The following is a 17,275-nucleotide window of genomic DNA, read 5'->3' as shown; positions in this document are numbered from 1 at the left end:
TCGTGTCGTGTGTGGGGGCGGACGGGTCGGGGCTGCCCGGGGTACGCTCACGTGCCCGCCGTGCCGCGCACAGGCGCGGGCATGCCCCGACCGGCCGCGCCGACGATCAGCCGATCAGCCGATCACGGTCCCGGGTGTCACGCAGTCGGGGTGGCGGCGCAGTGCACGGCGCGCGTAGTAGGCGAACGTTGCCCGGTGGCGCTGCGGTGTGGATGTCCAGTCGTGTGCCTCGCGCGCGAGGTCGTCCGGCAGGGGCTTGATGGTGCCGGCGGACATGGCGAGGAGTTGCATGCGGGCGGCGCGTTCGATGAGGACGGCGAGGTTGCAGGCTTCTTCGACGGTGCGCCCGGCGACGAGTTGGCCGTGGTGGGCCAGCAGGACGGCGCGTTTGTCGCCGAGCGCGGCGCTGATGATTTCGCCTTCTTCGTTGCCGACGGGGATGCCGGGCCAGGTGGGGAGGAACGCGCAGTCGTCGTACAGCGGCGTGGTGTCCATTTGCGACACGACCAGCTGGACCTCGAGCATGGCGAGGGAGGCGGCGTGCAGCGGGTGGGTGTGCACGATGCAGGTGACGTCTTCGCGGGCCCGGTAGATCCACGAGTGGAAGCGGTTGGCCGGGTTGGGCATCCCGTCGCCTTCGAGGACTTGGAGGTCTTCGTCGACGAGGAGGAGGTTGTCGTCGGTGACTTCGTCGAAGCCGTAGCCGAGGCGTTGGGTGTAGTAGGTGCCGGGGCGGTTGCCGCGTGCGGTGATCTGGCCGGCGAGGCCGGAGTCGTGTCCGGCGTCGAACAGGACGCGGCACGTGAGGGCGAGCTTCTGGCGGACGGTCAGGTTGCTGTCGCCGAACTCCTCGGCCATGCGGCGTGCGGCACGGTCGACGAGGACGTGTTTGGGATCGTCGAGTGAGTTCGCCATCGTGTCTCCCCCTGCGGGCGCCGGGACTTCCGGCGTCCCGGTCTGCTGCCGGCCGGGCCCCGGCCACCCGGCGCGGCCCGGAAACAAGGAGGACTGTATGACAGGCGGGGCCAGCAGCGCCGTGTGGTTTCGCCGCCCGAGAAGCCCAAGCAGCCCAAGTAGCCCCAAGTAGGCCAAGCAGCCCACGTCACCCGTGGCGCTGACGACGTCCCAGGCCCCCACCCCGCCTACAGTGCCTCCGCCAACCTCCGCATCGCCGCCGCAGCGGTCCGGAGTTCGTCGGGTGTCCAGTCGTGGACGCGTTCCGCCAAGGCGCCGCGCAGTTCGGTGCGGATGGCGACGCAGGCGTTCCACCCGGGTGCGGTCGGGCGGACGATGACCACGCGGCGGTCCGCGCGGGTTGCGGTGCGCGTGATCCACCCGCGGGTCTGGAGGACGGCGAGGGCGCGCGACGTGTGCGAGGCGTGTGCGACGACGCTGTGCGCCAGGTCGCCGACCCGGCTGCCCTCCCGCCGCAGGTGCAGCATCAGGCGGAAGGCCAGCAGGTCGAGGCCGTGCCGATCGGCGAGGCGTTGTTCGATGCGGCTGTAGGCCATCCGCCGCGACGCCTCGCCGAACGCTTCGAAGAACACCGCGACCGGGTCGGCGGGTTCGTCGCCGAACGTGGCCCCGAGCCCGCCCGCTGCCGCGGCAGTGCCCGCGGACGTGGCCGTGTCACCGTCCCGTGCTTCCGTTCCCGAAGCCCGTGCCGCCAACGTCCCCCGCCCTTCAGTCTTGTGCTGCCAGGTCTTCTTCCGGGACAGGCTGCCACACCACTCCGTTGATGGCGCCGCCGCCGTCGACGAACAGGGTGTTGCCGGTGACGTAGCGGGAGTCGTCGGAGGCGAGGAACAATGCCACGCCGCCGATGTCGGACTCGGGGTCGCCCATGCGCCCCATGGGGTTCATCGCTTCGGCGGCCGCCGCCTGCTCCGGGTTGGCCGCGGCGTAGGCCGCGAACGCTTCGGTCTTGGCGCCCGGGCAGATGACGTTGGCGCGGATCTGGTGCTGGGCCCATTCGCGGGCGGCCGAGCGTGTGTAGGCGCGCAGGGCTTCCTTGCCGACGTTGTACTCGGCCGTGTACATGTGCGCGTTGACGCCGTTGAGCGAGCAGATGTTGATGATCGACCCGCCGCCTGCGTCCCGCATCGGGGCGAACGCGGCCTGCATGGTCCAGCGTCCCGCCCACAGGGCCATGGTGAGGCCGTGGTCGATCTGCGCGTCGGTCTTGTTCTCCAGCCGGTTGACGCGGCCGCCGCCCCAGGCGTTGTTGACCAGGACGTCGATGCGTCCCCACTCGGTGACGGTGTCGGCGACCAGGCTGGTCGCGAACTCCCGGTCGGTGACGTCGCCGACCCGGACCAGCGTCGCGACGCCGAACTCGGCTTCGAGCGCGCGGGCGGTGTCGCGGGCGGGTGCCTCGCGGATGTCGTTGACGACGACGCGGCATCCTTCGCGGGCGAACCGGCGTGCGATGCCCTTGCCGATGCCCGCACCCGATCCGGTGACGACCGCGACGCGGCCGTCCAGACGTCCTGTCATGGCGGCGGTGCTCCCTTGCCTCGAACTGCCCGAGGGTCCTCGAACGGCTTCGAAATATGTACCTGACGTAACTATCCGAGAATGGTTGACAAAGTCAATGGGTCTGTTCGGCGGTGGCACCGCTCCCTGTCGGCCCCGCCTCGGCGGCTACGATCACCATCCGACGCAGAGGCAAGGCGAAGGCAGGCGATGGCAGACCCGAAGACCGCACGTCCGGCCGAGGACGCGGACGCCGACCCGGCCGGCGCCGGCCGCCCGGACGACACCGCCTGGCTGGCCGTCCTCATCCCGCCGCTGCGCGACCTGGTCCGCGCCGCCCGCGACGACCGCCTGCTCGACCGCGTCGGCAAGGAAGCCCGCGCGGACGTCCCCGCGCACTTGGTGCTCGCGCTCACCCGTATCGGCGACTTCCAGCCGATCCGCCTCGGCGACCTCGCCGACCAGATGGAAGTCGGCCGCACCACCCTCAGCCGCCAGGTGACCGACCTGGTCGCCGCCGGCCTGGTCCGGCGCATCCCCGACCCGCAGGACGCCCGCGCCGCGACCCTCGAACTCACCCCGAAGGGCACCCGCACGCTGCGCCGCATCTGGGACGCGTGGGCCCGCCTCCTCGGCAACGCCACCGCCGACTGGGACTCCGCCGACCGCGACCGCATCCCGCAGCTCCTCGACGACCTCGCCCGCGCCCTCACCGCGATGGCCGACGGCCGCTGACGCGCGCTTCCCCGCGTACGCCCCGAAAACGCCGTCGGGCGGTGCCGCCGACCCCGCAAGGCCGACCGCACCGCCCGAACCGCACATCTCCGCACGCGCCGCAGCACCGCGTTCCCGCGGCACCCTCAGCGGCTTGCGTCAGGCATCGCCCTTCTCGCCGATGACCGACTCCACCGTGATCCAGTCCGGCGGCATCGTCGGCGGCGTCTTCCAGAAGATGTCGAGCTTGCAGATCAGCCCGGCGTCGTTGAGCTCCAGGTAGTTCGCGAACCGCATCGCCAGCGGCTCCTCGCCCGGCGCGTACGTGATGATCTCGACGGCCTCGTTGAACGCGAAGCGCCCGTCCTCGCTCAAAAACGTGAAGCGCGACTGGAGTTCGTGGGTCTGCGTACGCCCGATCACGCCGGACACGAACGCGATGTACGCGTCCTTGCCCCGGCAGGTGTCCTCCTCGTTGTCGCGCATCCCGATCCGCACGAAGTCGTCGGCCAGCGTGGACGCCACCAAGTCCCAGTCGTGGCTGTCGACGCCGCGCCAGAAGTCGGCGACCGTCTGCGCGCGCTTGTCCCGATCCGTCATTCCCGCACCACCCATCCCGAGTCGTCCAGACAGCTTTGTGGAAAGCTGTTTTTGAATCGCGAACCCGTCACTCCAGCGGCTGCAACGCGTGATGCGTCGTCATCGCGGAGCCCGCCGGGCCCAGCATCTGGTGCGCACGCCACAAGCGGCGGTGGAACAGCGGCACCAGCGCTTCGTCCGACCGGCCGTCGTCGGCCAGCACGAACTCCTCCAAGGCCGCGTCGCCTTCCTGCCACGTGCGCGGCCGCCGGCCCAGGAGCGGCACCAGATCGTCGAGATCCGCCTCGGCACACGCGCGGCCGATCTCGTCGACCCGCCGGATGTGCCGCGCCAGCCGGAACAACCGCCGCTGCTCGTAGTCGCCCGACCGCAGCGACTCGACCAGGTGCCGCCCGGGCACCGCCGCCGCGGACACCTCGGCCTCCGGCAGCTCCACCGGCGCCAGTTCGACCCCCTGGTACTCGGCGAGCGCCTCGACCGCGAACAGGTTCGTCTCGTGGCACCACTGCAGGTTCGTCATGTAGTCCGACCCCGGAGGCGGGTCGGCGAGCGCCGCATGGAACGCCAGCTGATTCGACAGCGTGAACGCGAAGTGGTGGTGCTGGATGGCCTCCAAGTCGACCGGAGTGCCCGACAACTCCTCGTACTTCGCGTACATGCGGCGGAAGTCGCCGTAGCCGATGATCGTGTCGCGCATGCGGTACGCGGCGAGGTCCATCAACGGATCGCCGATGTGCGCGAGTTCGAGATCGAGGACGGCCGTGATGCGCTGCCCGTCGTGGTGGAACTGGCCCGAGTCCCACACCACCACCGACCGGCGGCCCCGCATGTCGAGCGGGTGACGCCGCAGCCAGCCGAGGCAGAACTCCAGGAACGGATCCGGCCGCTTCTTCGACGACCGGTACCAGCGCTCGTAGCCGCCCATGCCGTCGCCCTGCACGCCGGCCGCCTCGAACGGCGCCGGATCCAACGCGTGGATCTCCGCCAGGATGCCGAGATAGTCGTCCATCACCGCATCGCGCTGCGCGTCAGTGCACCCGGCGAAGTCGACCTGCCCGTCCACCCGGTCCATGACGTAGGCGCGCGGATCGTCGATCCACCCGTACACCGCGGGCACCCGAACGCCCCGCTCGTTCAACAACCGCTGGACGAGCATCTCGTGTTCGAGCGGGTAGATCCCGGGATAGTCGGTCCGGTCCCCGCGCACGCACAAGCGCAGCTGCGCCCCGTCGCCCCGCGTCACGTCGGCGAACCACACCGGCCGCCACCGCGCCTGCCGCTCGAGCCGGTCGACCCGCCCGAGATGCTTCTCCAACCACGCCCGAATCCGCTCTTCCACCGCACCCTCCCGGCACCCCGAAACCCCACACCAAGCAGCCCGGCCACCCAAGCATTGTTGTGTCAATCATGCAACTATCTCGGACGGGAGGGGCCGACCGCCAAGGCATCGAGCCACCCGCGAACCGGTCGAAGCGCCGCCCCCACGCCCGCGCCTCACGCTCGCGCCGCCCCACCCCCGCCCCCCACGCCCACGCCGCTTCCACGCCCCCAACTCCGCACGCCACGCCCCCACGCCCGCGCCTCACGCTCCCGCCGCCCCCACCCCCACCCCCGCCCCCACGCCCACGCTGCCTCCACGCCCCCAACTCCGCACGCCACGCCCGCGAAAAAGGGAGAAGAACGGAGGGGCGCTGCGGGGGAGTGCCGAAAGGAAGGGCGTCAGGGGCGGCCGGACCCCGCGGCCACCGCATACAACAGCTCGCGCACGTCGGCCCGCGTCTCCCCGTCCGGCCCCCAGATCAAGCGGAGCTGCAGCGGCGGGACAGGGAACGCGAGACGCGTCAACGTGCCCGCCCGCAACGACTGCGCCACCGCGAACTCCGGCAGCAGCGCAATGCCCAAGCCCTGCTCCGCCCACGCCCGCATGACCGGGACACCCTCCGCCCGAACCCGACGCAGCGCACCACCGAACACCCGGTCGGCGGCCAGCAGAAACGAGCAGTTCGGCACATTGATCAGCAGGCGCTCGTCACGCAGATCCCCAAGCGTCACCTCTTCCGCGTCGCGCAGCGGGTGATCGGCCGCCGCCACCAGCGCCAACGGCACCGGCTCGACGTCGGCAAACGCCAAGGCCGGAGAGAACCCCGGGCGATCCAGTCCTTCGCCCGTGCCGGGACCCCGGGCCGGTTCGACGTCGGCGAAAGACGCCCGCCCCGGACCGTCCGACCCCTCGCCGCTGCCCGGCCCCACCGCCGACCGCACCGGTGCGACGTCGGTCGACGCCACCGCGGACAACGGAGCAAACCCCAGGTCGCCCAGCGCCTCACCCACGTCCAGAAGAAGCGCCGCGTCGAGTACCCCCGCCGCCACATCCCCCATCAACGCGTCACGGCTCCGGGACGGCCGCACCTCCACCGCAACCCCCGGATCCCGCGCCGCGATCCGCGACAACACCCCCGGCGCATGCGACGCGGCGATCGTCTCCAACGCCCCCAACCGCAGCGCCCGCGCCGCGCCGACCACCTCCCGCCGTGCCTGATCCGCCTGCTCCAGCAGCCGGCGGGCCCACCCCCGCAGCACCTCCCCGGCCGGCGTCACCCGCATGCCGCGCGCCGTCCGCTCGAACACCGCCACCCCCAGCGACCGTTCCAGCGCCCGAATGTGCTCGGACACCGTCGACGGAGCAAGGTCCAAAATCGCCGCGGCCTCGGTCACCGTACGGTGACGCACCACGGCCTCGAACGTCCTGAGCTGACGCAGTTCCATGACCCTGCCCAACCCGCCTTGAGCGTTCGGAAATTCCGAACGGAATATGCGGCTTCCCCGGTGGAGCGCCCGCAGGCCCGCCGGAAGAGTGCCGGACATGACCGACGCCCCACCCCGCACCGAGCCCCGCGTCCGGCCCGCGGCCACCGCACCGACCACCGGCAAACGCCAAAGACCCGTCATCCTGCTCGGCATCTCCCTCGGCTACTTCATGGTCCTCCTCGACCTCACCGTGCTGTCCGTAGCCGAACCCGACCTCGCCGCCTCCCTCCACGCCTCGACCACCGGCCTGCAATGGGCCACCACCGCCTACACCGTCTTCTTCGCCGCCCTCCTCCTCTCCGCAGGCGCCGCAGCCGACCGCTACGGCGCACACCGCGTCTTCCGCACCGGCACCGCCGCCTTCGGGCTCGTCTCGCTCGCCTGCGCCGCCGCGCCCGGCCTCGGCACCCTCATCGCCGCCCGCGCACTGCTGGGCGTTGCCGCGGCAGCCGTCGTCCCCGCCTCGATGGCCCTGGTCGCCCGCCTCTACCCCGACCCCGCCGAGCGGACCCGCGCGGTCGCCGCCTGGGCGGCCATCAGCGGCGCGGCCGTCGCCACCGGCCCCATCGCGGGCGGACTCCTCGTGGAACTCGCCGGATGGCGCGCCATCTTCGTCGTCAACGCGCCGCTCGCCCTCACCGTCCTGCTGCTGGTGACCGGCCGCACCGTCGCCTGCCCCCGCGGCGACCGGCGCATCGACTGGCGCGCCCAAGGCGCCGCATGCCTGGCCCTCGCGCTGCCGACCGACGCGGTGATCGCCGCCGGATCGTCCTCCTGGGCGCACGCCGTACTCTCCGGCGCGCTGACCCTGCCCGCGGTCGCCCTGTTCGCATGGCTGGAACGCCGCAGTGACGCGCCCGTGCTCGGCGGCGGCCTGCTGCGCAGCCGCGGTGTGCGCGCCGGTCTCGCGGTCGGCGCGGCGGTGAACTTCACGCTGGCCGGCGACCTGTTCGTGCTCCCGCTGCTCCTGCGGCACGCCCACGCGCTCGGGCCGATCGCCACCGGGCTCGCGTTCCTGCCGCTGACCATCCCGTTCGTCGCGAACCCGCCGCTGACCGGCCGCATCGTCGCCCGGCGCGGCCCGCGCGCGCCGATCCTCACCGGGACGGCGCTGCTCACCGCGGGCGGGGCGGCCCTCGCCGTCGCCGCCGGGCAGGACGCGCCGTACCCCGTACTGGCGGGCGGGTTGCTGCTCACCGGCTTCGGTATCTCGTTCGCGCTGCCCGCGCTGGTGGCCGCGATCGTCGACGCCGCACCGCCCGGTACCGCGGGGTCCGCGGGCGGCATCCTCAACGCCGTGCGGCAGACCGGCGCCACGCTCGGCGTCGCCGCGATGGGGGCGCTCGCCGGAGCCGACCCGACACCCGGCGGTGCGGCCGCGGCACTCGCGCTGTCCGCGGTCGCCTGCGCGGCGGCCGGGCTGCTGTTCGCCGGGCGGCACCGCAACCGGGCCGCCTGACCTCACCGCCGACCGGTCTTCGCCCAGGCCGCCACCTCCGCGCGTCGGCCCGGGGGCGGCAGCACGTTGCCCCACGCCCCCGCCGGCCGTTGCCGTAGCGGACGAGCAGCGCACACGCCGCCGGCCCGAAGGAGATGCGACCACGACCGGGCAGCAGCCGCCCGACCCAGCCGATCGGCTTCCGCGCCAGACGAACACCGTGGCCGCGCCCATCGCGATGAGGTCCGGCCAACGCCGCACCCCCTAACGCCGGCCCGGGCGGATCCCAGTACGGCCACCGCACCCACCCCGGAAGCTGCACTACCGATCGGGCCTGGGAACGCCGAACGGCCCTGCCCGCGAGCAAACGGCGGAGGGCGTACGTTTCGCGGGCGCTCACCGGATGGGAGCAGCGGGAATTTCCCGTGCGCAAAGGCGGATACGGCCGTCATGATGGCGGGCATGGATCCCCGAACAGCCGGCAGCACCCCCGCGTGGGTGTGCGTCATCGCCTCCGACACGACACCCGAGGGTGTCCGCGCCGACGCCGCGCTGCGGGCTTGACTGCGCGACCGCGGGATCGACTGGCAGCCGTTCGGCGCCCACGACGTCCGCATGGACCTCATCTGCGGACGCGACCGGTCGGGGCGCGCACGATGCTGGTGCAACGTGTACCTCCGGGCCGATGCGCTGCGCCGATTCGGCCTGCATCCCGACCAGCCGGCCGCCGCGCCGTGCGGCCCCGCACCGCCGAAGTGGTGGCACGAGGCCGCGGAAGCGGTGGCGCGGCGGCGGCGTCGGTGAGGTTGCCGGCGGGCCGGGTCAGGCGAAGCGGGCCTGGAGTGCGGCCAGTCCGGTCCCGTACGTATCGTCGCCGAACACGGCCTCGACCTGCGGCACCGCCGCGTCCTCGGCGCGGTAGTCCGCGCGCCAGACGACCTGCGATACGCCGTCGGCATGCGGGCGGACGGCCAGTGTGGCCACGTAGTCGCTGATCGGCAGCATCGGGTCGAGCACGGTGTAGGTGTACGACCGGGCCGCGTCGTCGCGGCCGAGCAGCCGTTCCCGTGCCACGACCTTGCCGTCGACGCGGAAGAGCCGGACCGCGCCGTCGTCGTCCTTCTCCGACGGCGGAACGTGCGGATGCCAGGCGGCCAGGCCGTGGAAGTCGCCGATCAGCGCCCACACGGTGTCCGGGTCCGTGTTGACGACCGCGGTGCGGACGAGTTCGCGGGCGGCGGTCACCACACACCGTCCCCGCGCAGCACCGCGTCGGCGCCGCCGTCGATGAACACGACCTGGCCGGTGACGTGTGTGTTCTCCGGCGACGTCAGCCAGTCCAGCAGCGGCGCGATCTGCTCCGGCCGCGCGTGCCCGTGCAGCGGCATCGGGACGCTGCGGTCCACCAGTTCCCGCATCTCCGGATCGGCCAGCAGCGGCTCCGTCATCGGGGTGAGGATCGTTCCCGGGCCGATCGCGTTCAGCGGGATCCCCGCCCCGGCCCAGGCGTCGGTGACCGCGGTACGCCGGATCCAGCGTGCGACCGCCTGCTTCGACGACCCGTAGATCACCCCGCCCTCGCCGCGGTCCGCGGCGGCCTGCGCGGCCTCGACCGCGGCGGCTTCGTCGCCGGCCAGGACCGCGTCCACGATCGTCTGGTCGGCCGGGTGCACCGACGCCACCGAGGCGATGACCACCGCGCGCGGGTCGGTCCCGGCCGCCAGCAGCGGGCGCAGGCCCTCCAGCGTCGCGAACGCGCCGAAGCAGTTCACCCGCACCGTCAGCGGATCGAACCGCGACACGCCCGCGCAGGCCACCACCGCGTCCAGACTGCCTCCGGTCAACTCCGTCGCGCGCGCCACGATTTCGGCACGTCCTTCGGGCGTGGCCAGGTCGGCGGCGATGTCGGTGCCCTGGAGATCCGCTCCGATCACCCGATGGCCTTCGGCGCGCAGCCGGTCGGCGGTCGCTTTGCCGATCCCGGATGCTGCGCCGGTGACGAGATACGTGCGTGGCACGGGGTCCTCCTTGCGTCGTACACAACCCCCTCTTGGCAATTTATGCCCAAGTGGCAGAGAGTGCCAACCAGGCACGCCGGGGCGGTCTAGTCCTCCGTGGCGGCGGCGAGGATCGCGAGTGCCGCGGCGGTGACGACCTGCGCGGTCTCGGCTGCGGAGCGTTCGGCGGCGCCGTCGGCGCGGTGCCCGGCCAGCGCGTCGTACGTCTCGAAGCCGGTCAGCTGCCACACCGCGTCGATCGCGCCCTCGTCCGGAGCCGCGTCGAACTTCGCCAGGACGGTGGCCAGCACCGTGCGGCGCATGGCGTCGCGCTCGCGCAGTTGGCGGCCCAGGTCGGCGTCGAGCGCGCCCATGCCGCGCAGCCGGCGCAGCACGACGCGGTCGGACTCCCAGAAGCGGCAGAACGAGTCGGCGACGTGGGCGAGCGCGGTCGGCAGGTCGGGCGCCCGGAACGCGTCCGCGAGGTGCATGCCCGAGTGCGCGGCCAGCGCATCGAACAGGCCTTCGAGCAGGCCGGATTTCGAGCCGAAGGTGTTGTAGACGGTCTGGCGCGACACGTCGGCGGCCTTCGCGACCGCGTCGACCGAGACCGCGGTCGGCGTCGGCCCGGCCAGCAGGCCCCGGGCGGCGTCGAGTATCCGGGTGCGGGTCTCCTCGGCGGCGGCCTGTCTCTTGCCGGAGTCGTACTTGCGGGGGCTCATCGGGTGGGCTCCTTGACCGGGGCGGAAATTTGTATTTACAGTCTGTCCAATCAATCATAGGGGATGGGGCGCTGCAGGGCACGGCCGACGTGCGCGGTGTTTCCGGCAGTCCCGTACGCGTTCGTGTTTCCGCGAAGGAGAACGACCATGACCGTCCACGAAACCCCCGTTCCGCGCCCGCTCGACGGGCGGGTCGCCCTCGTCACCGGCGCCGCCCGCGGCATCGGCGCGGCCTCCGCCCGGGCTCTGCACCGGGCCGGGGCCGCGGTGGTGCTGGCCGCCCGCAGCGCGGACGCGCTGGAGGCGCTGGCCGACGAGATCACCAAGGACGGCGGGCGCGCGCTCGCCGTCCCGACCGACGTGACGGACCCGCTCGCCGTCGAGCGCCTCGTCGCGCGCACCTGCGACACGTACGGGCGCCTGGACGCCGCGGTCAACAACGCCGCGGGCGGCGGCCACCCGCCGACGCCGCTCGCCGAGGTCGACGTCGCCGACTTCGACAGCGCCTTCGCGGTGAACCTGCGCGGCGTGTTCCTCGCCATGAAGTACGAGATCCCCGCGATGCTCGCGTCCGGCGGGGGAGCGATCGTCAACATGTCCTCGACCGCCGGACTCCAAGCGGTCGGCGGTCTTGCCGGGTACGTGTCGACGAAGTTCGGACTGGTCGGCCTGACCCGGGTCGCGGCCCTCGACTACGCCGACGCGGGCATCCGCATCAACGCCCTGGCGCCGGGACCGATCCACACCGAGCAACTCGAACGCGCCGGGGAGCAGGCGCGGTCGATGGCGGCCGCGGCCATGCCGATGCGCCGCATCGGTCAGCCCGAGGAAGTCGCCGAGGCGGTGGTGTGGCTGTGCTCCGACGCGTCATCGTTCGTCACCGGCGCGACGCTGCCGATCGACGGCGGAAAGCTGTCGGGGACGCCGCCGTTCCGGCGGCCGGGGGCATGAGGGGGTGAAGGCGCGGTGGTCGGGCGACGCAATAATGGAGCCCGATCACCAAAGCCCTGCCGCCGCCGGGCCGTCACCCGGGGGAGGAGCCATGCCGGAGCCGTCCACGCCCGCCGAACGGGCGCCGTTGCCGCGGATGCGGCTGGACGAGTTGCTGGGCGAACTCCAGGCGCACATCGAGGTGGTGCGCGGGACGCGGGACCGGGTGCACACGCTTCTGGAAGCGGTGCTGTCGGTCGGCAGCGACCTGGATCTGGAGACGGTGCTGCGGCGGATCATCGAGTCGGCGACGACGCTGGTCGATGCGCAGTACGGTGCGCTGGGGGTGATCGGCGACGAGGACACCCTCGCCCGGTTCCTGCCGGTGGGCATGGATCCGCGGACGATCCGCGAGATCGGCCCGTTCCCGGCCGGTCGGGGCATTCTCGGGCTGGTGATCCGGGATCCGCATCCGCTGCGGCTGCACGAGATCGCGGACCATCCGGACTCGTACGGGTTCCCGGCGAACCATCCGCCGATGCACAGCTTCCTGGGCGTGCCGATCCGGATCCGGGACGAGGTGTTCGGGAACCTGTACCTGACGGAGAAGCGCGGCGGCGCGGACTTCGACGAGGACGACGAAGCCGTCGTGCGCACCCTCGCCGCCGCGGCGGGTGTGGCGATCGACAACGCGCGGCTGTACGACCACGCGCGGCGCCGCGAGCAGTGGCTGTCCGCCGCGTCCGAGCTGACCCGCAGCCTGCTGTCCGGGGACGCGCCGGCCGACGTGCTGCGGTCGTTCGCCGCATCGGTCCGCGAAATGGCCGGCGCCGACCTGGTCACGGTCGCGGTGCCGGTCCCCGGCACGGGCGATCTGGTCGTGGACGCCGCCGACGGCGACGGCGCCGACCGGGTCCGCGGACTCGTGCTGCCCGGCGGAGAGTCCCCGGCCGGCCGGGTCTACGCCACAGGGGAGCGCGTCGTCGCCGACCACGGCGGCCACGAAGCGCTCGGCGACCCGGACGCGGGGCCGACGATCATGCTGCCGCTCGGCACCCCGGACCACGTCCTCGGCGTCCTGCACCTCACCGCGCAGGCCGGGCGGCCGCCGTTCTCCGAGGCCGCGGTCGCGATGGTCGCCGGGTTCGCGGGACACGCCGGGCTGGCCCTGGAGATCGCCGAACGCCGCCGCGACGCCGACCTGCTGACGACGTTCGAGGAACGCGACCGGATCGCCCGCGACCTGCACGATGTCGCCATCCAGCGCCTGTTCGCCTCCGGCATGACCCTGCAAGGCGTCACCCGCATCGTCGGCGACGATGCCGCCAAGCTCATCATGAAGACCGTCGACGACCTCGACGAGACGATCCGGCTCATCCGCTCGACGATCTTCTCCCTGCGGGCCCGCGAACGCGGCGACCGCAACGCCGCCGGGCTGCGGGTACGGGTCCTCCAGATCGCCGACCACGCCTCCGACACGCTCGGTTTCTCGCCGACGCTGCGCCTCGACGGCCTCCTCGACACCGCCGTGCCGGAACCCGTCGCCGACCACGTCCTCGCCGTCACCCGCGAAGCGCTCTCCAACGTCGCCCGGCACGCCCGGGCCACCGCCGTCGAGGTCTCCGTCGCCGCGACCGCCGCCGAGGTCGCGGTGACGGTCGCCGACAACGGCATCGGCATACCCGCCGACCGCACCCGCAGCAGCGGCCTCGACAACCTCGCCGCCCGCGCCGCCGAACTCGGCGGCACGTGCACGGCACAGCCCCGCCCGGACGGCTCCGGCACCGTGCTGACCTGGCGGGCCCCGTACCGCGACGGCCCGGCCGGCTGACCGCCTACCGCGGCGCCTGCGGCGGCCCCGGATGCCCGCGCGACGCCGAGGGCGACCCGCGGAACCGCCGTCCCGACCCGACCTCCGGTTCCTCTCCGGGCTCGTGCTCGGCCCGCCACTCCACGGTGGCGCGGTTCTCCCGGCCCCGTGCGCCCTCCGGTGCCCGGACCCGGCTCATGCGCAGCAGATGCCGTGCCGCGCGCGTCGGGCCCGCCGCGGCCTTGGCCGCCGCCAGGCGCGGTTCGGCGCGCTTGTCGACGTCCAGTTCGTCGAGGATCTGGTCCACGCTCGCCAGCAGCGAACCGTGCAGCTCCCAGGTGTCCGGCTCGTACTCGCTTTCCGAGCGCAGCAGTTGCGCGATCGCGTTGCGGGCGTCGCGGGACCGGACCAGGGCGTCCGCGAGGTGCGCTTCCGCTTCCTCCGCCTGGGCGCTGATCTCCGCGGTCACCATCTGCCCGAACGCGTCGACGGCATCCGCCATGTGCCCGAGGAGGTTGTCGAGGGCGGCGGCCACGTCGGCCGGATAGACGTTCTCGTAGCGGCCGGACTCCTCGGTCAACGCGAGCAGCCCGCGGCACACCGACCGCATCGTCACCGTGCAGTGCTCCAGCGAGTCCAGCCCGCTGCGCAGCACGATTCCCGCGTTCAGCGCGTGGCGCGCCGCGCGCGGATTGAGCCGCAGGCTTTCCTCGGCCTGCGACAGTGCCGCGTCCGCCTGCACGATTTCGCCGTCGAGGGCCCGCGCCTCCTGCATCCACGCGTCGGCGTGCTTGCGCGACGCCCCGGTGCGCAGGTCGCCGCCGATCCGCGTGAGCAGGCGGCGGAAGCGCCCGCACAGGTCGTGGATCGCGTCGCCGGCGGGCTGGATGTACGTCGGCGGCGCGTACACGAGGTTGAACAGCATTCCCACGACCACGCCGATCAGGGTCTCCCCGACCCGCCCGGCCGCGGTCGTGTGCGCGGCGTGCAGGTTGCCGACGCCGAGCACGAGCATCGCGCTGATCGCGACCTCTTCGACGAACGGGTCGACCTTCAGCAGATGCCCTGCCACGAGCGATGCCAGGATGAGCACGCCCAGGCTCCACCACGTCAGGTCGACCAGCTCGGCGAAGCCCACGGCGATGAGCACGCCGAGGAGCACGCTGAACATCCGCCGGATGCCGATGGTCAGCGTCGAATACGTCGTGACCTGCACGACCAGCAGCGCGGTCAGCGGGGCCAGCAGCGGCGCCGAGTTGCCGGACAGCCACTGCGCGACCACGAACGCCAGCACCGCGGCGACGGTGCTGCGCAGCGTCCGCACCACCACCGGTTCGTTGCGCCGCTTCACCAGGCCGAGGACGGGTTCGGGAGCAATCGGCATACGGGCCCTCATCCCCAGGGATCCCGCAAGCGACACGCGGCATCCGGAAAACCGGGCAAACGAGGCAAACTCGTCGGCAGACGGGTCAGCCCACGTGCACGTGCGGCCGCCGCGACTGGTCCGGTTCCGCTTCGCGCAGGACCTCGCGGGTCACCGGCGCGACTTCGCCGTGGCCGAACAGGAAGAAGCGCAGGAAGTTCGCCAGCGGATTGCCTTCGGTCCACTCGAAGTAGATGTGCGGCCGCTGTCCGGTGCTGTCGCGGACGTACAGCAGGAACGCCGCGAGGGCGTTCGGCACCGACGTGCTCTGCAAGGTCAGTACCCGGTACTTGCCGTGCATCACCTTGCCGGCGACCTTCAGTCCGGACTCGAACTCCGACGGGTCGAGCACCGTCACCTCGAGGAACACCACGTCCTCGTGCTCCGGGATGTGGTTCTCCGCGCGCATGCGGTCTTCCTTGTCGCGGTACTCGGCGTCGTCGCGGGTGTCCGGCTGGTTCGCCACGAACCGGATCGTGCGGTGCCCGCAGTCGCGGACGAACCGTTCGGCCAGCCGGTCCAGTTCCAGATCGGTCACGCGCAGCTCGAACGCCCGCACCAGGCGCGACAGCAGCGACAGCGCCATGATCCCGGCGATGAAGCACGCGCCGATCTTCACGCCGTCCGGCCGCTCCGCGATGTTGACCGCGGTGGTGTAGACGAAGACCACAGCGATGATGCCGAACGCGATCGTCCAGCCGCGCTGCCGCGCCCGGCGGGCGGCGATCGTCACCGCGACGGCCGCCGACGTGATCAGCACGAGCACGCCGGTCGCGTACGCGCCGCCCTGCTTGTCGACGTTCGCGTCGAAGATCCAGGTGACCAGGAACGCCACGAGAGTGAACACGATGACCATCGGCCGGACCGCGCGCGCCCACGCCGGCGCCATGCCGTACCGCGGCAGGTAGCGCGGCATCAGGTTCAGCAGGCCGGCCATCGCGGACGCGCCCGCGAACCACAGGATGAGGATCGTCGAGATGTCGTACACGGTGCCGAAGGCCGACCCGAGGTTCTCGTGGGCGAGGAACGCCAGAGCGCGCCCGTTCGCCGGGCCGCCCGGCTTGAAGTCGTCCTTCGGGATCAGCAGCGTGGTGATGAAGCTGGACGTGATGAGGAAGACGCTCATGATCAGCGCCGCCGTGGTCAGCAGCTTCTTCGTCTCGCGGATCCGCCCGGCCGGCTTGGCCCACGTATCGCCCTTGTCGCCCTGCACGTGCGGCATGACCGCGACGCCCGTCTCGAACCCGGACAGGCCCAGCGCGAGCTTCGGGAACACGACCAGCGAGACGCCGATCATCACCCAGATGCTGCCGCGCTCGGCGACCAGCGCATGCCGCCAGTCGGTGACGACCTCCGGGTGGGTGAACACCTGCCACAGGCCGTTGACCACGACCACCGCGTTCAACGCCAGATAGACGCCCACCAGCACCACGGCCAGCCCGATCGCCTCGCCGAAGCCCTTGAGGAACACCGCGCCCAGCAGCGCGATCAGCAGCATCGTGATGATCAGCTCGTGGCCGCTCAGCGTGCCTGTGAGGTGCGGGTTCTCCACCATGTGGGCGGTCGCGTCGGCCGCGGACAGCGTGATGGTGATGAGGAAGTCGGTGGCGGCGAATCCGAGCAGCGTCAGGACGAACAGCTTGCCCTTCCAGAACGACAGCAGCCGCTCCAGCATGGAGATCGAACCCTCGCCGTGCGGGCTCTCCTCCGCCACCCGGCGGTACACCGGCAGCGCACCGAACAGGGTCAGCGCCACCAGCACGATCGTCGCCAGCGGCGCCAGCAGACCGGCCGCCAGCGCGGCGATGCCCGGCTGGTAGCCGAGCGTGGAGAAGTAGTCGAGGCCGGTCAGGCACATGACCCGCCACCACGGCCGGCCTTCGTGCGGGGCCGGACCCGACGACTGCTCCTCGCCGTCGCGCCCGGAGATCTCGGACTGGCCTTCGAGCAGCCAGCGGCGCAACCTTCCGGATCGGGCGGGACCGGCCATGGACGACCTCTCCTGTCGACGACGCGCCCCCGCCAGCCGCCGCGACGGCACCGGAGGCCCAAGCCTCGTCCGGGGGAACCGGACACGACCTAGCGGCGAAGGTACCCGGCACCGGCCGACCAAACGCGGACCATCACCGGCAAATCCCCTGCCGTTGCGGGGGAGCCACCCCCGCGGCGTACCGCCCCGCACCCCCGCAATTCGCCGATCGGCCCCGCCCGGATCAACATCCCGTCAGGATCTCCCCGCCCGCGGTCAAGATCACGGCAGACCCCGGGTTTCCGCGCGACCCGGGGTATTCCGCCGTCCTAACGTCGCAACGAGGCCGCAACACCGCGGCCCGGCCCGCTCCTCCCCGGACGGGCCTC

At 72.4% G+C, this 17,275-nt stretch carries 15 protein-coding genes; 4 read left to right on the top strand and 11 right to left on the bottom strand.

The genetic code is table 11. The annotated features are described in order from the left end of the window. Window positions 1-114: 114 nt before the first annotated feature. The 3 genes from ACPA54_RS06750 to ACPA54_RS06740 all read right to left on the bottom strand — a co-directional run bounded on the left by ACPA54_RS06750 (window position 115) and on the right by ACPA54_RS06740 (window position 2,496). Entirely contained in the window at window positions 115-915 is an 801-nt protein-coding gene (locus ACPA54_RS06750) for an aldolase (protein ID WP_423527745.1), read from the bottom strand. Between the two features lie 227 nt (window positions 916-1,142). Further along, window positions 1,143-1,670 carry a MarR family winged helix-turn-helix transcriptional regulator gene (locus ACPA54_RS06745; protein ID WP_423527744.1) on the bottom strand — a complete coding sequence of 176 codons (528 nt, stop codon included), beginning with the start codon at window positions 1,668-1,670 and terminating at the stop codon, window positions 1,143-1,145. Between the two features lie 13 nt (window positions 1,671-1,683). Then, the gene (locus ACPA54_RS06740) at window positions 1,684-2,496 is read right to left on the bottom strand and encodes an SDR family NAD(P)-dependent oxidoreductase (RefSeq protein ID WP_423527743.1); all 813 of its coding nucleotides are present in this window, start codon (window positions 2,494-2,496) and stop codon (window positions 1,684-1,686) included. 189 nt (window positions 2,497-2,685) lie between these two features. On the opposite strand from ACPA54_RS06740, the gene ACPA54_RS06735 reads away from it, so the two are divergent. After that, window positions 2,686-3,210, top strand: a complete 525-nt coding sequence (locus ACPA54_RS06735; protein ID WP_423527742.1) for a MarR family winged helix-turn-helix transcriptional regulator — start codon at window positions 2,686-2,688, stop codon at window positions 3,208-3,210. Between the two features lie 138 nt (window positions 3,211-3,348). Here ACPA54_RS06735 and ACPA54_RS06730 read toward each other — a convergent pair whose 3' ends face one another. The 3 genes from ACPA54_RS06730 to ACPA54_RS06720 form a co-directional block, all read right to left on the bottom strand. After that, entirely contained in the window at window positions 3,349-3,789 is a 441-nt protein-coding gene (locus tag ACPA54_RS06730) for a nuclear transport factor 2 family protein (protein ID WP_423527741.1), read from the bottom strand. Window positions 3,790-3,856: 67 nt separating this feature from the next. Continuing rightward, window positions 3,857-5,128: a phosphotransferase gene (locus tag ACPA54_RS06725; RefSeq protein WP_423527740.1), complete on the bottom strand. Its 1,272-nt coding sequence runs from the start codon at window positions 5,126-5,128 to the stop codon at window positions 3,857-3,859. A 380-nt stretch (window positions 5,129-5,508) separates the two neighbouring features. Continuing rightward, entirely contained in the window at window positions 5,509-6,702 is a 1,194-nt protein-coding gene (locus tag ACPA54_RS06720) for a LysR family transcriptional regulator (RefSeq protein ID WP_423527739.1), read from the bottom strand. On the opposite strand from ACPA54_RS06720, the gene ACPA54_RS06715 reads away from it, so the two are divergent. After that, entirely contained in the window at window positions 6,653-8,056 is a 1,404-nt protein-coding gene (locus tag ACPA54_RS06715) for an MFS transporter (protein ID WP_423527738.1), read from the top strand. The two genes, ACPA54_RS06720 and ACPA54_RS06715, sit on opposite strands and share 50 nt — an antisense overlap. 801 nt (window positions 8,057-8,857) lie before the next feature. On the opposite strand, the gene ACPA54_RS06710 is transcribed toward ACPA54_RS06715, so the two are convergent. The 3 genes from ACPA54_RS06710 to ACPA54_RS06700 form a co-directional block, all read right to left on the bottom strand. Continuing rightward, entirely contained in the window at window positions 8,858-9,280 is a 423-nt protein-coding gene (locus tag ACPA54_RS06710; RefSeq protein ID WP_423527737.1) for an SRPBCC family protein, read from the bottom strand. Beyond that, on the bottom strand, window positions 9,277-10,053 hold the full coding sequence (locus ACPA54_RS06705) for an SDR family oxidoreductase (protein WP_423527736.1): 777 nt from the start codon (window positions 10,051-10,053) through the stop codon (window positions 9,277-9,279). Before ACPA54_RS06705 ends, ACPA54_RS06710 begins: the two co-directional genes overlap by 4 nt. Window positions 10,054-10,139: 86 nt before the next feature. Next, complete coding sequence (locus ACPA54_RS06700) at window positions 10,140-10,754, bottom strand: TetR/AcrR family transcriptional regulator (RefSeq protein WP_423527735.1); 615 nt, start codon at window positions 10,752-10,754, stop codon at window positions 10,140-10,142. Between the two features lie 147 nt (window positions 10,755-10,901). On the opposite strand from ACPA54_RS06700, the gene ACPA54_RS06695 reads away from it, so the two are divergent. Next, window positions 10,902-11,705 carry an SDR family NAD(P)-dependent oxidoreductase gene (locus tag ACPA54_RS06695; RefSeq protein ID WP_423527734.1) on the top strand — a complete coding sequence of 268 codons (804 nt, stop codon included), beginning with the start codon at window positions 10,902-10,904 and terminating at the stop codon, window positions 11,703-11,705. A gap of 91 nt (window positions 11,706-11,796) precedes the next feature. Continuing rightward, entirely contained in the window at window positions 11,797-13,515 is a 1,719-nt protein-coding gene (locus ACPA54_RS06690; protein WP_423527733.1) for a sensor histidine kinase, read from the top strand. Window positions 13,516-13,519: 4 nt separating this feature from the next. Here the strand turns inward: ACPA54_RS06690 and ACPA54_RS06685 are convergent, their stop codons facing one another. Then, window positions 13,520-14,878 carry an FUSC family protein gene (locus ACPA54_RS06685; protein WP_423527732.1) on the bottom strand — a complete coding sequence of 453 codons (1,359 nt, stop codon included), beginning with the start codon at window positions 14,876-14,878 and terminating at the stop codon, window positions 13,520-13,522. 85 nt (window positions 14,879-14,963) lie between these two features. Next, window positions 14,964-16,907, bottom strand: a complete 1,944-nt coding sequence (locus tag ACPA54_RS06680) for an APC family permease (RefSeq protein ID WP_423527731.1) — start codon at window positions 16,905-16,907, stop codon at window positions 14,964-14,966. Between the last annotated feature and the right edge of the window lie 368 nt (window positions 16,908-17,275).

The organism is Uniformispora flossi (assembly GCF_049534875.1).
GTDB classification, from domain to species: Bacteria; Actinomycetota; Actinomycetes; order Streptomycetales; family Streptomycetaceae; genus Yinghuangia; species Yinghuangia aomiensis.
Note: the sequence above shows the minus strand (reverse complement) of the source record. Positions and strands in the feature narration are given on the sequence as shown.